The 22161-nt window shown below is 64.0% G+C and carries 13 protein-coding genes; 8 read left to right on the forward strand and 5 right to left on the reverse strand.

The window, feature by feature from the left end; all coding sequences use genetic code 11:
• The first annotated feature begins 547 nt into the window (after window positions 1-547).
• The 6 genes from AC0L3S_RS02980 (at window position 548) to AC0L3S_RS03005 (ending at window position 9081) form a co-directional block, all read left to right on the forward strand.
• Window positions 548-1834, forward strand: coding sequence for an N-acetylmuramoyl-L-alanine amidase (locus AC0L3S_RS02980; RefSeq protein ID WP_473278039.1), 1287 nt, complete (start codon window positions 548-550; stop codon window positions 1832-1834).
• 227 nt (window positions 1835-2061) lie between these two features.
• Window positions 2062-4563, forward strand: a complete 2502-nt coding sequence (locus AC0L3S_RS02985) for a penicillin-binding protein 1A (RefSeq protein ID WP_473256970.1) — start codon at window positions 2062-2064, stop codon at window positions 4561-4563.
• A gap of 111 nt (window positions 4564-4674) precedes the next feature.
• Window positions 4675-5806 (forward strand): peptide chain release factor 2 gene (gene prfB / locus AC0L3S_RS02990; RefSeq protein ID WP_473256969.1). Its coding sequence is split into 2 segments (ribosomal slippage): window positions 4675-4743 and window positions 4745-5806, totalling 1131 coding nucleotides; the frame shifts between segments, so codons are not numbered across the junction.
• On the forward strand, window positions 5806-6687 hold the full coding sequence (locus tag AC0L3S_RS02995) for an NAD(P)-dependent oxidoreductase (protein ID WP_473278040.1): 882 nt from the start codon (window positions 5806-5808) through the stop codon (window positions 6685-6687). The genes prfB and AC0L3S_RS02995 overlap by 1 nt, the downstream gene beginning before the upstream one ends.
• A gap of 138 nt (window positions 6688-6825) precedes the next feature.
• On the forward strand, window positions 6826-7737 hold the full coding sequence (locus AC0L3S_RS03000; protein ID WP_473278041.1) for a DMT family transporter: 912 nt from the start codon (window positions 6826-6828) through the stop codon (window positions 7735-7737).
• A gap of 108 nt (window positions 7738-7845) precedes the next feature.
• On the forward strand, window positions 7846-9081 hold the full coding sequence (locus tag AC0L3S_RS03005) for an ABC transporter substrate-binding protein (RefSeq protein WP_473278042.1): 1236 nt from the start codon (window positions 7846-7848) through the stop codon (window positions 9079-9081).
• 9 nt (window positions 9082-9090) lie between these two features.
• Here the strand turns inward: AC0L3S_RS03005 and AC0L3S_RS03010 are convergent, their stop codons facing one another.
• Genes AC0L3S_RS03010 through AC0L3S_RS03020 form a run of 3 tightly spaced genes read right to left on the reverse strand, consistent with a single transcriptional unit; the run spans window position 9091 to window position 14926 of the window.
• Entirely contained in the window at window positions 9091-12210 is a 3120-nt protein-coding gene (locus AC0L3S_RS03010) for an efflux RND transporter permease subunit (protein ID WP_473278043.1), read from the reverse strand.
• A gap of 11 nt (window positions 12211-12221) precedes the next feature.
• Window positions 12222-13346: an efflux RND transporter periplasmic adaptor subunit gene (locus AC0L3S_RS03015; RefSeq protein ID WP_473256964.1), complete on the reverse strand. Its 1125-nt coding sequence runs from the start codon at window positions 13344-13346 to the stop codon at window positions 12222-12224.
• A gap of 17 nt (window positions 13347-13363) precedes the next feature.
• Complete coding sequence (locus tag AC0L3S_RS03020) at window positions 13364-14926, reverse strand: efflux transporter outer membrane subunit (protein ID WP_473278044.1); 1563 nt, start codon at window positions 14924-14926, stop codon at window positions 13364-13366.
• 214 nt (window positions 14927-15140) lie between these two features.
• Here AC0L3S_RS03020 and AC0L3S_RS03025 point away from each other — a divergent pair, with 214 nt between their 5' ends.
• Window positions 15141-15779: a TetR/AcrR family transcriptional regulator gene (locus AC0L3S_RS03025; protein WP_473278045.1), complete on the forward strand. Its 639-nt coding sequence runs from the start codon at window positions 15141-15143 to the stop codon at window positions 15777-15779.
• A gap of 37 nt (window positions 15780-15816) precedes the next feature.
• Here the strand turns inward: AC0L3S_RS03025 and AC0L3S_RS03030 are convergent, their stop codons facing one another.
• Together AC0L3S_RS03030 and AC0L3S_RS03035 are read right to left on the reverse strand one after the other, a co-directional pair.
• Window positions 15817-17175 (reverse strand): M23 family metallopeptidase, encoded by a 1359-nt coding sequence (locus AC0L3S_RS03030; protein ID WP_473278046.1) that lies wholly within the window; start codon window positions 17173-17175, stop codon window positions 15817-15819.
• Window positions 17176-17285: 110 nt separating this feature from the next.
• A complete protein-coding gene (locus tag AC0L3S_RS03035; RefSeq protein WP_473278132.1) occupies window positions 17286-17978 on the reverse strand; it encodes a peroxiredoxin in 693 nt (230 codons plus the stop codon).
• A gap of 204 nt (window positions 17979-18182) precedes the next feature.
• Between AC0L3S_RS03035 and AC0L3S_RS03040 the strand changes: the two genes are divergently transcribed.
• The gene (locus AC0L3S_RS03040; RefSeq protein ID WP_473278133.1) at window positions 18183-21980 is read left to right on the forward strand and encodes a YhdP family protein; all 3798 of its coding nucleotides are present in this window, start codon (window positions 18183-18185) and stop codon (window positions 21978-21980) included.
• The last annotated feature ends 181 nt before the right edge of the window (window positions 21981-22161 follow it).

Below are 22161 nucleotides of genomic sequence, written 5' to 3' on the forward strand. Positions count from 1 at the left end.
GGAATTTTCACTCCGCAGCGTCGCGAATGGTCCTTCAGAATTGGTCGGCACAGTCTGGCGCATCAAGCGTCGGCCCGTATGAAACATTGGGCGGCGGGGCCGCCCCTCAATCAGTTGCTGTTGGCCAGGCATGGCGCGAGCGCGCTCGCCTTGGGTATTACGAACCGCTCCCTTGGGATTAAGGGACCGGGTAACGGGTTGCGCCGCTGTCAGAACCGTCCCGGAAACGTGGTGGTAACCGGGGACCGTCCGCCGCCGGGGCTTGTCCCGCTCCACCTTGCTGCCGCGCACCGCGCTGGACTTAGAGGGGAACGGAAAAACGCTGGAATTCCCAAACCTTGAGAGTTCCGGCGCTGCACCGGGAGGCTGAATGCGACACAACCGGAAATATCGGCCGTCAGCATTCCGTACATACGTGGATTGGGCCATCCGTGCAAGGAGCGTCGCACGGCGGTCACAGTCAGCGAGTTTCGCGTGTCTGTCATTAAGGATCGTTTAACCCTGTGGTTCTATTGCGTTAAAGAGGCTGCTCGGAGGCACGGAATCGGTGGCGAGCCGCGCAAATCAAAGGATCTTGCTGGGATGCGTGCTGCTCTGTGCGGCGGCATTGCCGTGTGCTGATTCCTCGCGCCTGAAGGCCGCGGAAAGCCAAACCCCTGTTGCATCAGCGAATTTCCCGACGGCCTCGGCCGCCCGGCTGGCCGGTGACGGCAAGCAAACGCGCTTTGTCCTCGACATCGACCAGACCGTTAGCTTCCGCGCCGTCACGCTGGCCGACCCATACCGGGTGGTGGTCGACGTTCCCCAGGTCAACTTTCAACTTCCCGCCGGCACCGGGTCCGGCGGACGCGGACTGGTCAAGGCCTTCCGCTATGGGCTGGTGATGCCCGGCGGCTCCCGAATCGTGTTCGACCTGACCGGCCCGGCCAAGATCGCCAATTCCTACGTGGTGGAGGCTGCCAATGGTCAGCCGGCGCGGCTGGTGCTCGAAATGGAGGAGGTCGAGCGCACCGCCTTCGTGCCGTCGCTGGCTCCGGACAACCGTCCTGAGCTGCGGCCGGCAATTGCCGATCCGCTGCCCGCGACGGTTCCCGCATCTGCACACCCTGAAGCCGGGCAGAAGGCCGATGGCCGCGCGGTGGTCGTCATCGATCCCGGCCATGGCGGCATCGACAACGGCACGCAGTCGAGCGGTGAGAGCGAGAAGAATCTGGTGCTGGCCTTCGGCCTGGCGCTGCGCGAACGGCTGGAAAAGACCGGCAAATATCGCGTGGTGATGACACGGGACGACGACACCTTCATCCCGCTCAACGACCGGGTCAAAGTCGCCCGCAGCCTCAAGGCGGCGCTGTTCGTCTCGATCCATGCCGACGCGCTGCCGCGCGCCGAGGGCGATGCGCAGGGCGCGACCATCTACACGTTGTCCGACAAGGCTTCCGACGCCGAGGCGCAGCGGCTCGCGGATGCTGAAAACCGGGCGGACGCCATCGCCGGCTTCAACCTCGCGGAAGAGCCGACCGATGTCGCCGACATCCTGATCGATCTCACCCAGCGGGAAACCCGCACCTTTTCAAGTCGTTTTGCCCGCCTGTTGATGGGCGAAATGAAGTCGACGGTGCGCATGCACAAGCATCCCCTGAAGTCGGCCGGCTTCCGGGTGCTGAAGGCGCCCGACGTGCCGTCGGTCCTGGTCGAGATCGGTTATGTCTCCAACAAGGGCGACCTCGAGCATCTGGTCTCCGAGGGATGGCGGTCACGTGCCGTGGGCTCGATGGCGCAGGCGATCGACGGGTTTTTGGCGAAACGGATGGCTACGGCCGGGTCCTCGAATTGAGAGTGATTTTCCGTCCCGCCGCAAAAGCCCTAGTTTGGCCACAGCGGGCGCTTTATAAAAACGCCGCAGGGGGTTCCGGAATCGGCGAGAATCCCGCTCGGCAAGCGTCTTGAGTCCGGTACTGATAGTATTGAGTAAGGCCGGTGAATTCACGATGGTTTGGCGCCTGTTTCGGTGCCAGAGGCTGATCTTTGGGCTGATCCAGAGTTTGAACGGATAAACAGATAATGCGCTTGCTGGTGCGGTTCATGGGCTTCCTGTTCGCCGCGGGAACGGTGTTGTTCCTTGTGGGGGTCGGTGCCGTCGCAGGCCTGATCTGGCATTTCTCCAAGGACTTGCCGGACTACTCTCAGCTTCAGGATTACGAGCCGCCGGTGATGACCCGCGTGCACGCGACCGACGGCTCGCTGCTCGGCGAGTACGCCAAGGAGCGGCGGCTGTACCTGCCGATCCAGGCGGTGCCGAAACTTGTGATCAACGCCTTCCTCGCGGCCGAGGACAAGAATTTCTACGAGCATGGCGGCATCGACTATACCGGCATGGCGCGCGCCGGCGTGGTCTACATCCAGAATTACGGCTCCAACCGCCGTCCGCAGGGCGCTTCCACGATCACCCAGCAGGTCGCCAAGAACTTCCTTCTGACCAACGAGGTCTCCTTCGCGCGCAAGATCAAGGAAGCCTTGCTGGCGATGCGGATCGAGAAGACCTACTCGAAGGACAAGATCCTCGAGCTGTATCTGAATGAAATCTATCTGGGCCTCGGCGCCTACGGCATCGCGGCTGCGTCGCTGGTTTATTTCGACAAGTCGGTGAACGAGCTGACGGTGGCGGAAGCGTCCTATCTCGCGGCGCTGCCGAAGATGCCCGCGACGCTGCATCCCGTTCGCAACCGCGACCGCGCCATCGAGCGCCGCAATTACGTGATCGATCGTCTGGTTGAGAACGGCTGGGTCAAGCAGGCCGACGCCGACAAGGCGCGCAAGGAGCCGCTGGTCGTTACCAGCCGTTCCAACGGCGCCCACACATTCGCCGGCGAATATTTCGCCGAGGAAGTGCGCCGCGACATCTTCGAGCGCTATGGCGAGAAGAAGCTGTACGAGGGCGGCCTCTCGGTCCGCACCACGCTCGATCCGAAGATCCAGGTCATGGCGCGCAAGACCATGGTCGCCGGTCTCGTGAACTATGACGAGCAGCAGGGTTATCGGGGCGCCATCAGCAAGCTCGACATTTCGGGCGACTGGGGCGTGAAGCTCGCCGAGATCAAGTCTCTGTCCGATATCTCGCCGTGGCGCATGGCCGTGGTGCTGGAGACCAGCGACCAGTCGGCGCGCATCGGCTTCCAACCGAGCCGCGAGCTCGGCGGCGCGGTGAGCAAGCAGCGCGAGACCGGCCTTATCACGCTCGACGGCATCAAATGGGCAAAGTCGGCCTCCGGCGCCACGAAGGGCAGGGCGGCAAGCGCAGTGTCGCAGGTGCTCCAGCCCGGCGACGTGATCTACGCCGATCCGCTGTACAAGGACGCCCAGCCTGTCGAAGGTCAGTACCGGCTGCGCCAGATCCCCGAAGTGTCCGGCGCGATGGTGGTCATGGACCCCTGGACCGGTCGCGTGCTGGCAATGGTCGGCGGCTTCTCGTTCGACCAGAGCCAGTTCAACCGCGCCACTCAGGCCTATCGGCAGCCCGGTTCGTCGTTCAAGCCGATCGTCTATTCGGCCGCGCTCGACAACGGCTATACGCCCTCGACTGTCGTGCTCGACGCGCCGATCGAAATCGACCAGGGCCAGGGCGCGGGCGTGTGGCGGCCTGAAAACTTCTCCTCGGGCAAGTTCCAAGGGCCGGTGACGCTGCGCAATGCGCTGCGGCAGTCGCTCAACACGGTGACGGTGCGCCTCGCCCAGGACATCGGCATGCCCCTGATCGGCGAGTATGCCCGCCGCTTCGGCGTCTATGACGAACTGCCGAACTATCTCTCCTACGCGCTCGGCGCTGGCGAGACCACGGCGATGCGCATGGTCACGGCCTATTCGATGCTCGCCAATGGCGGCCGCCGGGTGAAGCCGACTCTGATCGACCGGATCCAGGATCGCTACGGCCACACCATCTTCAAGCACGACCAGCGCGAATGCCGCGGCTGCGACGCGCCGGGCGGTTGGAAAAACCAGAACGAGCCGCAGCTGATCGACCGCCGCGAGCAGGTGCTGGATTCCATGACCGCCTATCAGATCACCGAGTTGATGGAAGGCGTGGTCCAGGCCGGCACCGCGACCGTGGTCAAGCAGGTCGGCAAGCCGATCGCCGGCAAGACCGGCACCACCAACGAGGCCAAGGACGCCTGGTTCGTCGGCTTCTCGCCCGATGTCGCCGTCGCCATCTATATGGGCTACGACAAGCCGCGTCCGCTCGGCAAGGGTAACGCCGCGACCGGTGGCCATCTCGCAGCTCCCATCGCGCGCGACTTCCTCCAGCTCGCGCTCGCCGACAAGCCCGCGGTCCCGTTCAAGGTGCCGGCCGGCATCAAGCTGGTGCGGGTCGTCGCCAAGACCGGCATGCGCGCCGGTCCGGGCGAGACCGGCGGAACCATCCTCGAAGCCTTCAAGCCGGGCACGGCGCCGCCGGATAATTATTCGGTCATCGGCGTTGCCGATGCCGACGGCCGGATGCCGGCGTCGCAGCAGCAGCAGCCGGATTCCGGTTTCTTCATGCGGCCGGGCACCGGCGGGCTGTACTAAGGCATAGGACAAGACAGACGTTCGTCGCCGCGGCGGTTGCGCTTTGCAGCCGCCGCCGCTACATCCCGTTGCAATTCAACGCGGAACAATTCCGCGAGACCAGAGAATCCCATGCGCGCCGAAATCGAACGGTTGGTAGAAGAGATCAAGCAGTCTGTCGGGCTGCTGAGGAGGCATCTTTGACGTCGAGAAATCGACGGCGCGCCTCGCTGAGCTGAACAAGCTCGCAGAAGATCCCAACCTCTGGAACGATCCCCAGAAAGCCCAGAAATTGATGCAGGAGCGCACCTCGCTCGAGGATGCGCTCTCCGGCATCGGCAAGGTCGAGCAGGAGCTCGAAGACGACATCGGCATGATCGAGCTCGGCGAAGCCGAGGGCGATGAGGGCGTCGTCAAGGAAGCCGAAGCCGCGCTGAAGACCCTCAAGAAGGAAGTCGCCCGGCGCGAGCTCGAGGCGCTGCTCTCGGGCGAGGCCGACGGTTTCGATTCCTATCTCGAAGTCCATGCCGGCGCCGGTGGCACCGAGAGCCAGGACTGGGCGCAGATGCTGCTCCGCATGTACTCGCGCTGGGCCGAAACCCACGGCTTCAAGGTCGAGGTGCTGGAAGAGTCCGAGGGCGAAGAGGCCGGCATCAAGTCCGCGACCATCCAGGTCTCCGGTCACAATGCCTATGGTTGGCTCAAGACCGAGGCGGGCGTGCACCGCCTGGTGCGGATCTCGCCATTCGATTCCAACGCGCGGCGGCACACCTCGTTCTCGTCGGTTGCCGTGTTTCCGGTGATCGACGATACCATCAAGATCGACATCAAGGAATCCGACGTCCGCGTCGACACCATGCGCTCCGGTGGTGCCGGCGGCCAGCACGTCAACAAGACCGAGTCCGCGGTGCGCCTGACGCACATTCCGACCGGCGTCGCCGTGGTTTGCCAGGCCGGCCGCTCGCAGCACAAGAACAAGGCGCAGGCCTGGGACATGTTGCGCGCACGGCTTTACCAGATCGAGCTGAAGCGGCGTGAAGAGAAAGCCGCCGCCGACCAAGCCGCCAAGACCGACATCGGCTGGGGCCACCAGATCCGCTCCTACGTGCTCCAGCCCTACCAGATGGTGAAGGACCTGCGCACGGGTGTGCAGACCTCCGACACATCAGGCGTGCTCGGCGGCGATCTCGACGACTTCATGGCCGCGACCCTGGCGCAGCGCGCCTTCGGCACCCCCGGCGCCGACATCGAGGACGTCGACTGATGCCCCGCATCGCCTTCGTCGGACTTGGACGGATGGGCCATGGCATGGCCGGTCGCTATCTCGATGCAGGCTTCACGGTGACGCTGTGGAATCGCAGCAAAACAAAAGCTGAAGACCTGATCGCGCGCGGGGCGCAGTGGGCGACCTCGCCTGAAGACGCGGCGATCGACGCCGACGCCGTCGTGACCATGGTCGCCGATGACGAGGCCTCGCGCGCGGTCTGGCTCGGGCCCAAGGGCGCGGCCAAGACCGCGAAGGCCGGCACCATCGCGATCGAATGCTCCACCGTCTCCTATGACCATGCGCGCGAGATGGGCCGCGAAATGAACGGGCGCGGCCTGATCTATATCGATTGCCCGGTGACGGGATTGCCGGACGCTGCAGCAAGCGGAAAGCTGACGCTGCTCGTTGGTGCCGATGCCGCCGATCTCGAACGCGCGCGGCCCTATCTGACACCGATCGGCTCGACCATCCGCCATTTCGGCGCGGTCGGCGCCGGCACCGTCTACAAGCTGATCAACAATCTGATGGGCGCGATTCAGATCGCCGGCCTCGCCGAGGGACTTGCCATCGCCGAGCAGGCCGGCCTGGACATGAATCTGGTGCTGGACTCGATTCAGGCGGGCGTCGCCGCAAGTCCGCAGGTGCAACGACACTCCAAGCGCATGGTCGCCCGCGATTTTTCCGGCGCGACATTCACGGCGGCGCTGCGGCACAAGGATGCCGCTTACGCCGTGAAACTCGCCGAGAGCCTGCTGGCCGACAAGCCGCTGGTCGCGCGCGCCGCGGTCGAGGCCTACGCGCAGGCCAAGGCCGTGATGCCTGACGACGACGAAGGCAGGATGATCGAGCTGGTGTCGCGGCCGAAGAGGCTGTCCTAGCGGATCACATCGACATGGGGCAGCCTCGTTCGCCTCTTTCGAGCATCGGTCTTGTAAACGGGTGCGTCGTCGGAAATCGGGTGGCGCTGTTCGCCGTGTTGTCTTAGGCGGCTGTCTCGGCCACCGTCATGAGACGCCATGTCCCCGAACGATAACCGTATCGACGCGCGAGACTGGTCGCTGCTCGCTGTGCTCTCGGCGCTCTGGGGCGGCTCGTTCTTTTTCAACGGCACGGCGCTGCGGGAATTGCCGCCGCTCACGCTGGTGCTTTTGCGCGTTGCCCTTGGCGCGGCCATTCTGCTGCCGCTGCTCCGCATGCACGGCATCGGTTTTCCCAAAGGCATCGCCGGCTGGAAGCCGTTCGTCGCGATTGGGCTCCTCAACAACGTCGTCCCATTCTCGCTGATCGTGATGGGCCAGACTTTCATTCCAAGCGGGCTGGCGTCGATCCTGAATGCCACCACGCCGCTGTTCACGGTGATCGTGATGGCGGCGGCAGGCGAAGAGGCCTTGCGGCTGCGGCGCGTTGTCGGCGTGGCACTGGGCCTCGCCGGCGTGATCATCCTGCGCGGATGGGGCGTTGAAACACGGGAGGGGCAGGGGCTGGGCATCCTGCTCTGCCTCGGCGGCGCCTTCAGCTATGGTTTTGCGGCATTGGCAGCGCGACGGTTGTTGAAGGACTCCCCGCCGCTGGGGACGGCAGCATATCAACTGATGGCTTCCACGGTGATGATGGCGATCGTCGCCGGCGTGGTGGAGCAGCCGTGGCGTCTCCCGATGCCGGGCGTGACGATTTGGCTCGCGGTGCTTGGCCTTGCCGGCCTGTCGACGGCGCTCGCCTACATCGTCTTCTTCCAGATCCTGCGGCGGTCGGGCGCGACCAATGTGATGCTGGTGACGCTGCTCATTCCCGTCACCGCCGTTCTTCTGGGATCGCTGGTGCTGGGCGAGCCGATCGCCATGCGTGAGATCGCGGGCGCGATCGTGATCGGCAGCGCGTTGCTGGTGATCGATGGGCGCGTTCTGAACCTGCTGCGGCGCGGCACATAGTTCCAGATCCGCCGTTTCACCTCACGGAAAATCGCGGCGCTTGCCAGCCGCAGGCGGCCTTGCGACACTCTCGGCAAAACAAGACTACAAAACACAGGGGAGAGAACGATGCCGGGTCGTCGCAATAACCTTGCTGCCCTCGCCATTCTTGCTGCCGGCGTGCTCGTCTCGACACCGGCCCTGGCGCAGAAGAAATATGCCCCCGGAGCGACCGACACCGAAATCAAGCTCGGCAATATCATGCCCTATAGCGGGCCGGCGTCGTCCTATGGCGTGATCGGCAAGACCGAGGCCGCGTTCTTCAAGATGATCAACGACCAGGGCGGCATCAACGGGCGCAAGATCAATTTCATCAGCTATGACGACGCCTATTCGCCGCCGAAGGCGATCGAGCAAGCGCGCAAGCTGGTTGAGAGCGACGAGGTGTTGCTGATCTTCCAGCCGCTCGGCACGCCTTCGAACTCCGCGATCATGAAATACATGAATTCGAAGAAGGTGCCGCAGCTCTTCGTTGCCTCCGGCGGCACCAAGTTCGGCGACCCAAAGAATTTCCCATGGACCATGGGATTCCAGCCGAACTACCAGAGCGAGGGGCGGATCTACGCGAAATATATCCGTGACAAGTTTCCGAACAGCAAGATCGCGGTGTTCTGGCAGAACGACGACGCCGGCAAGGACCAGTTCAAGGGCCTGAAGGACGGGCTCGGCGACAAGGCCAATATGATCATCGCCGACAAATCCTATGAGGTCAGCGATCCCTCGATCGACTCGCAGATCGTCGCCTTGCACGATTCCGGCGCCGACATCTTCTTCTCCTGGGCCGCGCCAAAGGGATCGGCGCAGGCGATCCGGAAGGTCGGCGAGCTCGGCTGGAAGCCGAAATTCTTCCTGGCCAATACGGCTACGTCGATCGCCTCTGTGCTCAAGCCCGCCGGGCTCGACTATTCCAAGGACATCATCTCGACCGCATATTTGAAAGATCCGACCGACCCGACCTGGGACAAGGATCCGGCCGTGATCGCGTGGCGCACCTTCATGGACAAGTACTATCCCGAAGGGGACAAGACCAACGCCAACAACCTTTATGGCTACGTCCAGGCAGAGGCGATGGCGCAGGTGCTGAAGCAGTGCGGCGACAATCTCACGCGTGACAACGTGATGAAGCAGGCCACGAACCTGAAAGATTTCCACACCGACCTGATGCTGCCCGGCATCATGGTCAACACCTCGGCCGACGATTATTTCCCGATCGAGCAGATGCAGCTGATGCGCTTCAACGGGCAGGCCTGGGAGCTGTTCGGCGACGTCATCACCGGTGAGGTCGGCCACGAGCGGGGCCAGTAGTCAGGGCCGTCACGTGCTTCCCTCCTGGAGTACGTGCGCCTCGCCGTTCGTTCCGAGGCCGGCCGCATCGCGTTTCGCCGCGTCGCTCGTCGCCGCGGAATGATCGGCGGCAAGCAGAATGTAGAACGCCGGCACCACGAACAGGGTGAACAGCGTTCCAATCGACAGTCCGGAGGCGATCACCAGCCCCATGTTGAAGCGCGACGCTGCGCCGGCGCCGGTTGCGGTGATCAGCGGCATGACGCCGATCACCATCGCCGCCGTCGTCATCAGGATCGGGCGCAGCCGGATGGAGGTGGCTTCGATGACCGCATCGCGCTTGGAGCGGCCGGCATGCTGCAGCTCGTTGGCGAACTCGACGATGAGAATGCCGTGCTTGCTGATCAGTCCCATCAGCGTCACGAGGCCGACCTCGGTGTAGATGTTCAGGCTCGCGCCCTTGATGCCCAGCATGATGAAGATCAGGGCGCCCGCGATCGACATCGGCACCGAGACCAGGATGATGAGGGGATCGCGGAAGCTTTCGAACTGCGCCGACAGCGCCAGAAAGATGATGATCAGGGCAAATCCGAAGGTGGCGGCGAAGCCGGATGATTCCTGGATGAACTGGCGCGACTGTCCGCCGTAGTCGATGCTGTAGCCTTTGGGCAGGGTTCGGTCGGCGATCTCCTTCAGCGTTGCGAGCGCTTCGCCGGTAATCACGCCCGGCATGGCCACGCCGGAGATAGTGGCGGCATTGACCTGCTGGAAATGGTTCAGGGATTGCGGAACCGTGGTCGTTTTCAGCGACGCCACCGTCGAGAGCGGAACGGACGTGCCGTCGGAGGTCTTGATGTAGTAGTTCAGCACCTGATCGGCGTTCAGTCGCTGGCGTTGCTCAACCTGCGGGATCACCTTGTAGGAGCGACCGTCCAGGCCGAAATAGTTGACATACCCGCCGCCCAGCATGTTGCCGAGGGCACCGCCGACATCGCTGAGCTTCAGTCCGAGCTGTGCGGTCTTTTCCCGATCGATCAGCACTGTGGTTTGCGGCTGGTCCACCTTCAAGTCGTTGTCGAGGAAGATGAACTTGCCGGTCTTCAGGGCCTCGGCGGTGAACGCTTTGGCGATGCCGTCAAGCCGCTCGAAGGGGTCGGTGGTCTGGATCACGAACTGGATCGGGAGGCCGCTCGCGCCTGGCAGCGGCGGCAGTTGGAACGCCACGATCTTGGCTCCGGCGACCCCGGCCATCTCCTGTTGCAGCACCGGCTGCAGTTCCGCCGCGGTCTTGTCGCGCTTGTCCCAGGGCTTCAGCACCCAGCCTGCAATCGAGCTGCCGACGAGATCGAGCTGAAACACGCCGGCGGTTTCAGCATAGGCGGAAATGCGGCGGTAGACCTCGGCCGAATACAGCAGCTTCTGCTGCAGCGTTGCGGTCGGCGCCAGCGTCGACTGCATCAGGATCGCGCCCTGATCCTCCTCCGGCGCCAGCTCGTTCTTGGCGTTGATGTAGAGCCAGTAGATGCTGCTCAGGACCAGGGCCGCGAACACGACCGTGACCGGGATCGTCGTCAGGCTGCCGGCGAGCAGGCGCCGGTATCGATGCTGCAACGTCTCCATCCGGGCATCGATGAAGGCGACGATGCGATCGTCGAGCGTCGGCTTGCCGCTCGTCGGCGGCTTGAGGATGTAGGCGCAGCACATCGGCGTCAGCGTCAGCGCGACGACGGCCGACACCGCGACTGCGCCGGCAAGGGTAAAAGCGAACTCGGTGAAGAGCGCTCCGGTCAGGCCGCCCTGGAATCCGATCGGCACGTAGACCGCGATCAGCACCACGGTCATGGCCACGATCGGACCGGCAAGCTCGCGCGCGGCGGCGATCGCGGCCTGCAACGGCTTCGCGCCCTCCGCCAGATGCCGATTGACGTTCTCGACCACGATGATGGCGTCGTCGACCACAAGCCCGATCGCGAGCACCAGCGCGAGCAGCGTCAGCAGGTTGATCGAGAAACCGAGCGCCAGCAGCAGGGTGAAGGTGCCGACCAGCGAGAGCGGAATTGCGATCACCGGAATCAGCACCGAGCGCCACGAGCCGAGGAACAGGAAGACGACCACGGTGACGATCAGAAGTGCTTCGACCAGGGTATGAATCACCTCGTCGATCGAGCTGTTCACGAATTCGGTGGAGTCATAGATGATCTCGGACTTCAGCCCCTCCGGCTGCTGCGCCCTGATATCGGGATAGACCGCGCGGATGCCCTTGATGACGTCGAGCAAGTTGGCGTTCGGCGCCACCTGGATGCCGATATAGACCGCCCGCTTGCCGTTGAAGCCGACCGACGAGTCGTAATCTTCGGAGCCCAGGGTGACGTTGGCTACGTCCGACAGCTTGACGTTGGAGGCGCCGGCCTGCTTCACGACCAGGTCGCGAAACTCCTGCAGCGACTTCAGGTTGGTCGCGGCCGTCAGGTTGACCTGCACCATTTGGCCCTTGGTGGTGCCGAGCCCGGCGATGTAATCGTTGCCGGACAGCGCGGTCGAGACGTCCGATGCGGTCAGCCCGTAGGCCGCAAGCTTGATCGGATCGAGCCAGGCCCGCAGCGCGAAGGTCTTGTTGCCGAGCAATTCCGCGGTCTGCACACCCGACACCGCCTGCAGTTTCGGCTGCACCACCCGGATCAGGTAGTCGGTGATCTGGTTCGGCGCCAGCAGGTCGCTGCTGAAGCCGAGATACATGGCGTCGATGGTCTGACCGACCTTGACCGTCAGCACCGGCTGTTGCGCGCCGCTCGGAAGCTGATTGAGCACCGAGTTCACCTTGGTGTTGATCTCGGTCAGCGCCTTGCCGGAGTCGAAGTTCAGCCGCAGATTGACCGTGATTGTCGAGGTGCTCGACTGGCTGTTCGACGTCATGTAGTCGATGCCGTTGGCCTGCGCGATGGCGTTCTCCAGCGGCGTGGTGATGAAGCCGGCGACGATCGCAGGATCCGCGCCGTAATACGTCGTCGTCACGGTGACGATCGCATTCTGGGTCCGCGGATATTGCAGGATCGGCAGCGAAGTCATCGACTTGAGACCCAGCACCAGGATCATCAGGCTGAGGACGATCGCAAGCACCGGCCGACGAATGAAGAGGTCGGTAAAGGACACGTTCTCGCTCCTCACTGATCGGCGGGTGCCGGACTAGGATCGTTCGCCACGGCAATGGAGTTGTCGACCTTCAGCAGGGTGCCATTGCGCAGCTTGATCTGGCCGGCGGTGACGACGGTCGCGCCCTGGTCGAGACCCGAGATCACCGCCACTTGATCGCCGCGGGCGGCGCCGGTTTTGACGAAGGTCTGGCGGGCGACCAGCCCCTGCTTGCCCGCGTCCTCACTCTTGACTGCGAGGTACACGGAATCTCCGTAGGTGTTGTAGACGATGGCGGTCTGCGGCAGCGTGACGTAGCTCGCGGCGTGGCCGATGTTGAGGTCGATCCGCGCGAACATGCCGGGCAGGAGCTTGCGATCCGCATTGTCGAAGATCGCACGGACCTGAACGTTGCGGCTGGCTTGATCGACCTTGGAATTGAACGCCTGCACGACGCCCTTGAAGGTGCGCCCGGGAAAGGCGTCCATGCGCGCAACGACCTGCTGGCCAACCTTGACCTGATCGACCGCCTGCTGCGGCAGCGTGAAGTCGACAAAGAGCCGGTCGAGCGCCTGCAACGTGACGATGGCGGTGCCCGCGGTGAGATATTGGCCGACGTCGACCTGACGCACGCCGAGCCGCCCTGCAAACGGTGCCTTCAGGGTCTTTTGATCGAGCAGCGCCTGCTGCTGCGCCACCAGTGCCAAAGCGTTGCGCTCGTTCACGAGATCACTGTCGACCGTGGCCTGACTGACCGCACTGATCTTCAACTGACCCTGATCGCGCCGCAACGTGATGGCGGAGCCGTCAGCGGTGGCCTGCAGGGATTGCAGCTTGGCGATGTCATCCTCTTTGCGCAAGTCGAGCAACACGTCACCCGCGGCGACATCCGTGCCCGACTCGAAGTGCACGCTGTCCACGATGCCGGACTGCTGGAGCGAGAGATCGGCACCGTTCACCGCGCGGAACGTGCCGATGGCGGTCAGGGCCGACTGCCAGTCGCTGAGCACCGCAGTGGTGGTCGACACCGTCTGCGGCGGATCGGCGAGGGCAGCCATGGCTTGCCTGATCATGCCGGCGCGGAAATTGACGAACCAAGCCAACGCGGCGAACACCGCACCGACGACACACAGCATGATCATCATGCGCTTCAACATGGCTTCGGACTCTCGGATCAGTTGGCTGGTGGGGTCGGCTGTGCCGGCAGGGCGCCTGCGGGAACGAATATTGCGGCGATGCCTGCGGGCTTTGCCTCGGCCGCCGGAGTTTCATCGACACGATTCCACCAGCCGCCGCCCAGCGATTGGTACAGCGCCACGGTGTCGGCATAGCGCGAGGCCTGCGCCTTCACGCGGTTGATCCGTGCCGTCAGCAGCGTCTGTTCGGCGTTGATGACGGAGATGAAGGTGGTGGAGCCGGCCTTGAATTGGGCTTGGGACATCTTCAGGCTTTCGGCGGAGGCCTTTTCCGCCTCGAACTGGGCCTTCAGCAGATCGGCATCCGATTGGATCGCGCGGAGCGCGTCGGCGACATTCTGGAACGCGGTGATCACCGTCGAGCGATACTTTGCGCCGCTCTGCTCCAAGGCTGCGACCTTGGACTCCTTGGTGTGGAACAGGGCACCGGCATCGAAGATGGGGCCCGTCACACTCGCCGCCACGCTCCAGGCTGCCGATTGCGGACCATAGAGTCCCGACAGCGCCACCGCGGAGCTGCCACCCGAGGCCGACAGCGTCACGTTTGGGAGCATGTTGGCTGTGGCGACACCAACATTCGCGCTGGCCTGATGAACCTGACTTTCGGCGGCACGAACGTCCGGGCGCTGCCGCACCAGCAATGACGGTACGCTGACCGGCAGATCGCGCGGCAAGCGCAGATTTGCCAGCGGCACCGCCTCGCCCCTGTCCTGGCTCGGCAGCCGGCCGAGATAAGCCATCAGCTGGTTGCGATTTTGCGCGCGGGATTTCTGCAGCGGCGGCAGCGTCGCAATCGTCTGCGCCAGTTGGGCCTTCTGAGTCAGGACATCGCTGTTGGCGACGGCGCCGAGGGCAAACTGCTGGTCGAGCAACGCGACCAGCTGACGCTGACCGTCGATCTGCTCCTGGGTCACCCGAATTTGCGCCGCGTAGGACGCATCGCTGATCGCGGTCGTCACGACGTTTGCGGTCAATGTCAGGTAGGTCGCCTCGAGCTGGAAGCGCTGATAGTCCGCATTGGCAAGATCCGCCTCGATGCCCCGCGCCTTGCCGCCGAAGATGTCCGGCGTGAAGGAAACCGGGACCGAAGTCTTGTAGAGGGTGTACAGAGACGATGGCCCGGCTTGTCCGGATTGTGCCAGCGGTACTTCGTTGCGTGTCACGCTGCTGTCCCCGGTGATGGACGGCAGCAGCGCGCTGGTATCTGCCGCGGCAACTTCGCGGGCCTGGCGCAGCGCAGCCTGCGCCGCTGAGAGGTCGGGATGGTTGTCGATCGCTTCCCGGACGAAGGCTTCGATCTGACGCGAGCGGAACACCTGCCACCACACCGCGGGCACATCGGCGCCGTACGAGAACCGTTGCGCCATGCCGCCGGGGCCGTCCGCGCTTTGCGTCGCGGGCAGTCGGCCCGCCGTGTAACCGCTCACCGCTGGGGCGGCCGGGGACTCGAAATCGGGGCCTACCGCGCAGCCGCCAAGGGAAAGGGCAGCCTGAATGAGCAGTAGTAAAGTACCTGTTTGGAGCAATGTTCTCGCCGACATCCGCCGCCTTATTAAACTGAACCGTTTAGTACTTGACCGGCCCTGCCGGGATTGTCAACAGTACTGAACTGTTTAGTTTTATTGCAGCATCAAACATTTTGATGTACGCGGAGTCCCCAGGATCAGGTTGTTTGTTCTTTCAACTCGTTGATGCGGCGTCATTCTGCGCGCTGACGGCAGCGACACCGATTCGTGACCCGACGGAGTGCCATCATTGATCGAAACGATCGCCCATCCCGCTGCTGAGCAGCCGAGCCCGCCGGCGGGCCGCAAGATGGAAACTGTCATTCGCGCGGCATGGCAGCTGTTTCTCGACCACGGCTTTTCCGCAACCAGCATGGACGCAATCGCGAAGGCCGCCGGCGTGTCGAAAGCAACGCTCTATGCGTATTTCCCTAGCAAGGAAGCCTTGTTCGCCTCGTTGATCGTGGCGGAATGCGACAGCCTGCAACACGACCTGCCGATGCCCAAACTGTCGGCCGGACTCTCCGAGGCGCTGAGGGAGTTCGCCAGGCAATACGTCCGGACCTTCATCGACCGGAAAGACGTCGCCTTCGTCCGCATCATCGCCAATGAAAGCGGACGCTTTCCCGTGCTCGCGCGGCTGTTCTATGAAAGCGGACCCGAAGCGACGATCCGGCGGCTCTCTCATTTCCTCGAAGAGGCGAGGGCGGCGAAGCTGCTGGAATTTGACGAGCCGATCGCAGCCGCCAGACAATTCCTGAGCCTGATCCGCGGCGAGCTGCCGCTGCTGATCGTGCTGGGTCTCAACGAGCTCACGGAAGGAATGATCGAGCAGGAGATCGAGGCGGGACTCAATCTCTTCCTGAAAGCGTGTCAGCCTCGCGGCTGAAATTCTCACGCATATCGCATGAAGGAAGAGGCCAGCTCTAGCCTGCGCTGAGACGCACACCGGCGCGCAGGAACTTCTGCGGATCGACCGCTTCGCCGTCGATGCGGGTCTCGTAATGCAGATGCGGGCCGGTCGAACGTCCGGTCGAGCCGACGAGACCAACGACCTGGCCGATCTTGACGATCTCGCCGACCCGGACATTGATCTCGGAGAGATGGCCGTAGCGCGTCGCAAGGCCATTGCCGTGATCGACCTCGATCATGCGGCCGTAGCCGCCGGACCAGCCGGCCGAGACGACCTTGCCGTTGGCGGTGACGCGAACGGGATCGCCGCTCGCGGCGCGGAAGTCGAGCCCGGTGTGCATCGCGGGCCGGCCCAGGAACGGATCGCTGCGCACGCCGAAGCCGGAGGTGAACTCGACCTCGCCGATGACGGGCTTGCGATAGGGCACGAGTGCGAGCGTGCGATTGAGCCGGTCCATCTCGGCGCGGGTGCTGTTGATGCGATAGAGCTGCTTCTCGAACGGCCCCGAACTGGCGGTGAGTTTTACGGGTACGAAAGGCCCGCCCATCGCCGTGCGCGGCACGGCGGCTTCGAGACTTGCGAGGTTCAGGCCGAGATCGCTGACGACGCCGCGCATCCGGCGCATGCGCGAATCCATGCCTTCCTCGACGGCGTTGAGTGCTGCCATCTGGCGGCGCTCGACCTGGTCGAGCGAGGTCGTGAGCCGAACGACGACGTTGTCGAATCCCTGGTTCTTGGCGAATTGATTGACGGGCGGAGCTGCAAGGCTCGGCGCGCGCGATTCGAGCCGCGCTTCGCGATCCGGCGGCGCCACGAAGATGACGGTGTCGCTGATCGGCGAGGGCTTTGGCGTGCCCTGCGTCGTCTGGCTGGCATCGCCACGCTGCGGGGTGGACCGGGAAATCGATCCGGTCACGTCTGGCATGGACCCGAGCGCCGTGGCACGGGACTCCAGCGCCGTCTGGCGCTTCATGATCTGGTCGAGCTTCTGGTCGAACTGCTCCTGGTCGAGCAGCTGCCGACTGGTGGTGCGGTCGACCTTGGCGCGCAGCTCGGCGATGCGGTCCTCATAGGCGTATTGCATCTCGGCCTGCCGGGCGATCAGCCGGGTGAGGACGTCGTCGCGGAAGGCGAAATAGGTGGCGGTTGCGGCCGACCAGAGCCCCAGCAGCACGACCGTGCCGACCACGATCCAGAACACCACAGGCCCCAAGCGAACCTGCTTGCCGTGATGCACGATGGTGTAGGCGTCGTCGGTGTCCGGAAGGGGGAGCGCGGTTGCCACCGCGGCAGCACGGCGGTGAAAGGCTCGACCGTGGTCGTGGGGGTGATGTTGGGGGTACTGCGAGAATTGGGCAGAACTTTTCAACATCGGCACTCCCGCGCCGGTCGGATGAGTCCGTACGGCCTAATTGCCGCGGCAATCTGGGCCAGTCATGGTTAATTTTCCGGAAACGGAACCGCTTGAATTTAAATGATTGGTTAAAGGCTCCTTGCGGCTTCCAGCACCTCGTCGGCGTGGCCGTCGACCCGGACATTGCGCCAGATCCGGGCGATCCTGCCGTCGGCGCCAAGCAGCATCGTGGTACGAAGAACTCCCAGGAAGCTCTTGCCATACATGGACTTTTCGCCCCAGGCGCCGTAGGCCTGCAGCATCTCGTGTGTCTCGTCCGAGATGAGGGGCACGCCGAGACCGTGCTTGTCGCGGAATTTGTCCTGAGCCTTGAGTGGATCGGCGGAGATACCAAGCACGGCGGTGCCAGCCGTGGCGAAGGCGCCGGTCAGCCGGGTGAAATCGATGGCCTCCCTGGTGCAGCCCGGCGTGTCGGCGCGGGGGTAGAAGAACAGGACCAGCTTCTGGCCGGTATAATCCGACAGCGCGACGACACCGCCACCGTCGCGGGGCAGGCGGAAGGCGGGAGCCTTCTGACCCTCGGCCAGGCCGGCCTTCGCCGCCGTTTCGGGCGTGGATGCCGATTTGGAAGAATTTAACCGTTTCGATGCGGCCTTATGCGATGCTGTCTTTGCTATGGTCCCAGTTGATTTGCTCGCCGGTGTCCGCTGTGTTTTCGCGGGCTTGGTTTGAGTCGCAGCCCGCGCTTTCACGGGCTTCTTTTTAGCCGTCGGCCTGCCGGAGGGCGTTTTGGACGATTCCTTTTGGGATTTCTTGGACATACGCCTTCCTTTCGTCGCTTTCGGCGGGTCAACCAAAGCGGTATTGCAGCCCTTTTCCGCTATGCCGGAATCGTGCCCTCGGCGGGGCGAGTCTGACGACGCCGGAGTCTGGTTACAAGGAATTCCACGCACCACCCCACTGCTCGTTGAACGCGCTCCCGGGGCGACATGACGAACAGAAGGAATATTCGAGGTATGGCGGCAATGCCGGGGCAGGAAGCTTCGCTTCCTGTCGATGGCTGCAGCCCCGGCGGCGCTCAATCCTACGACGGGCGCTTGTATCGAGAGGCAATGGCAAGGAATACGTCGCCCCAGGATTACAATCGGGATTTAGATCGGCGCGGCAGCCAACCAGAGCAGCAGCAATGGGACGACGCCGATTGGGATCCGGATCAGGAAGCGGCGGCGGGCTATCGCGCGCGCCGGCTGTTGTCGCGTTCCAATTCGGGCTTCCATCGATTCACTGACGGGTTTGGTCCGTTGCGCCGCTGGCTGGGCGGTGGTCGCTGGCTGAAGCGCGTGGCCGTGGTCGCCGGTGCCCTGATCGTCATCTTCGTCGGCTGTTTCGGCGCGCTGTGGTGGCGGCTCGGCGCCGGTCCCATCAATCTCGACATTGCGACGCCGTGGCTCGCGGCCGCGATCGAGGACAATATCGGTCACGGCAACACCGTGGAGGTCGGCGGCACGCAGATCGAGCGGGCCGGGCGGATCCGCATCGCCGTGCGTATCCGTGACATCGTGGTGCGCGACCACGATCATGTCATTGTCGCCACCGCACCGAAGGCCGAGGTGAAGCTGTCGGGGGCGGGCCTGCTGATGGGGCATCTGCGCGCCGAAAGCCTCAACCTCGTCGATGCCGAGCTCGCGATCCGGATCGCGCCTGACGGCACCGTCACGGTGTCGGCTGGCGACACCGCAAAGCCGCTCGCGACTGGCGTCGCCTCCAAGAAGGATGCGGGGCTGCCGCCGACTTTCCCGCGCAACGGTGTCCCGCCGCCGCCATTCGCAACCGAGCCTGCGACCCCCGATGCATCGCAAGCCGCGACCCAGGCCACGGCCCCGACCGGCATTCTTCAGGGCCTCGACTGGCTCGACAGTCTGAGCATGACCGGCCTCGACGGCCAGAACCTCAACGAGATCGGCCTGAAGAACGGCAATCTGATCGTCGACGATCAGCAGCGCGGCAGCAAATGGACATTCGAGAACATCACGCTCAGCCTGCGCCGTCCGAGCCGTGGCGGCGTCGCGCTTAGCCTCGGCGAGGAGGGCGCGCGTCCGTGGTCGCTGCGTGCCACGATCGGCCCCACCGAGAACGGCGTGCGCTCGGTCGATATCCGCGCCGACAAGGTCTCGACCGCCAACATCCTGCTGGCGCTGCGGGTCAAGGACCTCACCTACACCGCCGACCTGCCGCTGACCGGCGAGCTCAAGGGCGAGCTCGGCCGCGACGGCGTGCCGACCTTTTTTCGCGGCAAGATCGCGGTGGGCGCGGGCAACATCATCGACACCGATACGCCCGACTATCCGATGGCGATCGACTCGGCCGAGATCAATGTCGAGTGGGACGCCAATCGGCGGGTGCTGGTCGCTCCGTTCAAGGTCCTCTCGGGCGCGAATCGTCTGACGCTTCTGGCTCATGTCGAGCCGCCCAACGGCACCGTCAACGACTGGCAGCTCGGTTTCAGCGGCGGTTCGATCCTGCTCGGCGGCATCGACAACGAGCCGCCGCTGGTCTTCAACCGTATTGCGATCGGCTTCCGCTTCGACACCGACCACAAGAGGCTGCTGTTGACGCAGGCCGATATCTCCAACGGAGAGATCGGCGTCGCCGGCACCGGGGCCATCGACTATTCGGGCGAGCCGCGGCTGACATTGGGTTTTGCGGGAACGCCGATGTCGGCCTCCGCGCTGAAGCGGATGTGGCCGACGCTTGTCGTTCCCGAGTTGCGCGAATGGGTGATCGAGCGGATCGAGCGTGGAACGCTCCAGCGCATCGAGATCGGCGTTAACTCGCCGACGAAGAATCTTCCGCGCAAGGGCCCACCCATTCCCGATGACGGCCTGTCGGTCAATATCGTGGCGAGCGGTGTCACGGTTCGGCCCGTCGATGGCCTGCCGGTGGTGCACGATGCCGATTTGAAAGCGCGCGTGACCGGCCGCACCGCCACCGTGAATATCGGGCAGGGCATCGCCGATACGCCAGCGGGCCGCAAGATCACGATTTCCGACTTCGTCTTCGAGGTGCCCGATATGGCGCCCAAGCCGTCGCCGTCGCGGACCAGGTTCCGTGTCGAAGGCCCGGTGCCTGCGGCCGCCGAAATGCTTTCCAATGATCGCCTGAGCGATCTGTCGTCGACCGTCATCGATTCCAATACCAGCAAGGGGACGTTCTCGGCGAACGTCCAGCTTGGGTTGCCGGTCAAGGGCGAGCTGACCAAAGCCGATACCACCTACAGCGTTACCGCCGATCTCAACGGTTTTGGTGCCGACAAGCTGGTGATGAACCAGAAGCTGGAGGCCAACAACCTCAAGATCGTCGCGAGCAACCAGGGCTATCAAGTCAAGGGCGACGTCAAGATCAACGGGCAGGCGGCCTCGCTCGACTACCGCAAGCCGGCTGATGGTGATGCGGACGTCAAATTGCAGGCCACGCTGGATGATGCGAGCCGCGCGCGCCTCGGGTTCGATCTGGGCCCCGCCGTCAGCGGATCGGTGCCGATCAAGCTTTCAGGCAAGATCGCCGGGGGGCCCGACCAGACGACGAAGCTCGGCATCGAGGCCGACCTGACCTCGGTCAAGCTCGACAACATCCTGCCCGGCTGGGTCAAGCTGCCGGGCAGAGCGGGCAAGGCCAGCTTCAAGGTGGTGCCGACAGCGCAGTCGACACGTCTGGAGGACATCGTCATCGAAGGCGGCGGCGCTGCGATCAAGGGGTCGCTCGAGGTCGATCCGAACGGCGGCCTCATGAACGCGAACTTCCCGACCTACGCGCCGTCCGACGGCGACAAGGCCTCGCTGAAGGTGGAGCGCAGCCAGGATGGCGTGCTGAAGGGCACGATGCGCGGCGACGTATTCGACGGCCGCGGCTTCCTGAAATCGGCGATCTCAGGCAGTTCCAAGGACGATGCCAAGAGCAAGACGAAGAACCTCGATTTCGACATGGACGTGAAGCTCGGCGCCGTCATGGGTTTCAACGGCGAGGCGATGCGCAGCGTCGAGGCCAAGATGTCGCGGCGCAATGGTGCGGTCAAAGCCTTCACGCTGAGCGGCAGGATCGGAAAAGACACGCCCGTGGCCGCCGATTTGCGCGGCGGCCGCGCCCAGGGCAACCGCGAGGTCATCTATCTCCAGACCAGCGATGCCGGCAACTTCCTGCGCTTCACAGACACCACCAACAAGGTCTTCGGCGGCCAGATGGTGGTGGCCATGGAGCCGCCGACGTCGGAGCCTACGACACGGGAAGGTCTGATCAACGTGCGCGACTTCTCGGTCAAGGGAATGGATCAACTCGATCGCGTCGCGGCGGGCGCTCCCAACGGTGCGCAGAGCGGCGTCGCCTTCACGGCGTTGCGCGCGGAGTTCACGCGGCAGAACGGCGCGCTCACGATCCGCGACGGCGTGGTCAAGGGGCCGATGATCGGTGCCACCATCGAGGGCTCAATCGACTTTCCCGGCAATCAGGTCTGCATGAGCGGCACCTTCGTGCCGATGTATGGCGTCAACAACATCTTCGGCCAGATCCCGTTGTTCGGCATCTTCCTCGGCGGCGGCAACAATGAAGGATTGATCGGGGTGACCTACGAGGTCGTCGGCACGCCGGCCGCGCCCGTGATGCGCGTCAATCCGATTTCGGCGATGGCGCCCGGTCTGTTCCGCAAGATCTTCGAATTCAACACCGGCAAACAGAACTCGCCGTTCGAGGAATTCCCGTCGCAGTCGAGCGATGGCTCGACCGGGCCGACGCGCCAGCTATCGAGCGGCTGCACCCTCGCGCGGCGATAGGGGCGAGGCTGGGCTGATTTCGTTGACTGCGATCAAGTCGGGCCGCCGCCAGGACGGAGCTGCGCTCCTTCCCCGCTTGCGGGGGAGGGTTGGGGAGAGGGTGTCTCCGCAATCGAGAGCCCCCAAGAGGAGAGAGCCCTCACCCGGCGCTTCGCGCCGACCTCTCCCGCAAGCGGGAGAG

Source organism: Bradyrhizobium sp. Ken01 (assembly GCF_055807355.1).

Coding starts and splice junctions, on each gene's coding strand:
- AC0L3S_RS02985 (WP_473256970.1), top strand. CDS start 2,062: ATGCGCTTGCTGGTGCGGTTCATGGGCTTCCTGTTCGCCGCGGGAACG.
- AC0L3S_RS02995 (WP_473278040.1), top strand. CDS start 5,806: ATGCCCCGCATCGCCTTCGTCGGACTTGGACGGATGGGCCATGGCATG.
- AC0L3S_RS03000 (WP_473278041.1), top strand. CDS start 6,826: ATGTCCCCGAACGATAACCGTATCGACGCGCGAGACTGGTCGCTGCTC.
- AC0L3S_RS03005 (WP_473278042.1), top strand. CDS start 7,846: ATGCCGGGTCGTCGCAATAACCTTGCTGCCCTCGCCATTCTTGCTGCC.
- AC0L3S_RS03015 (WP_473256964.1), bottom strand. CDS start 13,346: ATGTTGAAGCGCATGATGATCATGCTGTGTGTCGTCGGTGCGGTGTTC.
- AC0L3S_RS03020 (WP_473278044.1), bottom strand. CDS start 14,926: ATGTCGGCGAGAACATTGCTCCAAACAGGTACTTTACTACTGCTCATT.
- AC0L3S_RS03030 (WP_473278046.1), bottom strand. CDS start 17,175: ATGTTGAAAAGTTCTGCCCAATTCTCGCAGTACCCCCAACATCACCCC.
- AC0L3S_RS03035 (WP_473278132.1), bottom strand. CDS start 17,978: ATGTCCAAGAAATCCCAAAAGGAATCGTCCAAAACGCCCTCCGGCAGG.
- AC0L3S_RS03040 (WP_473278133.1), top strand. CDS start 18,183: ATGCCGGGGCAGGAAGCTTCGCTTCCTGTCGATGGCTGCAGCCCCGGC.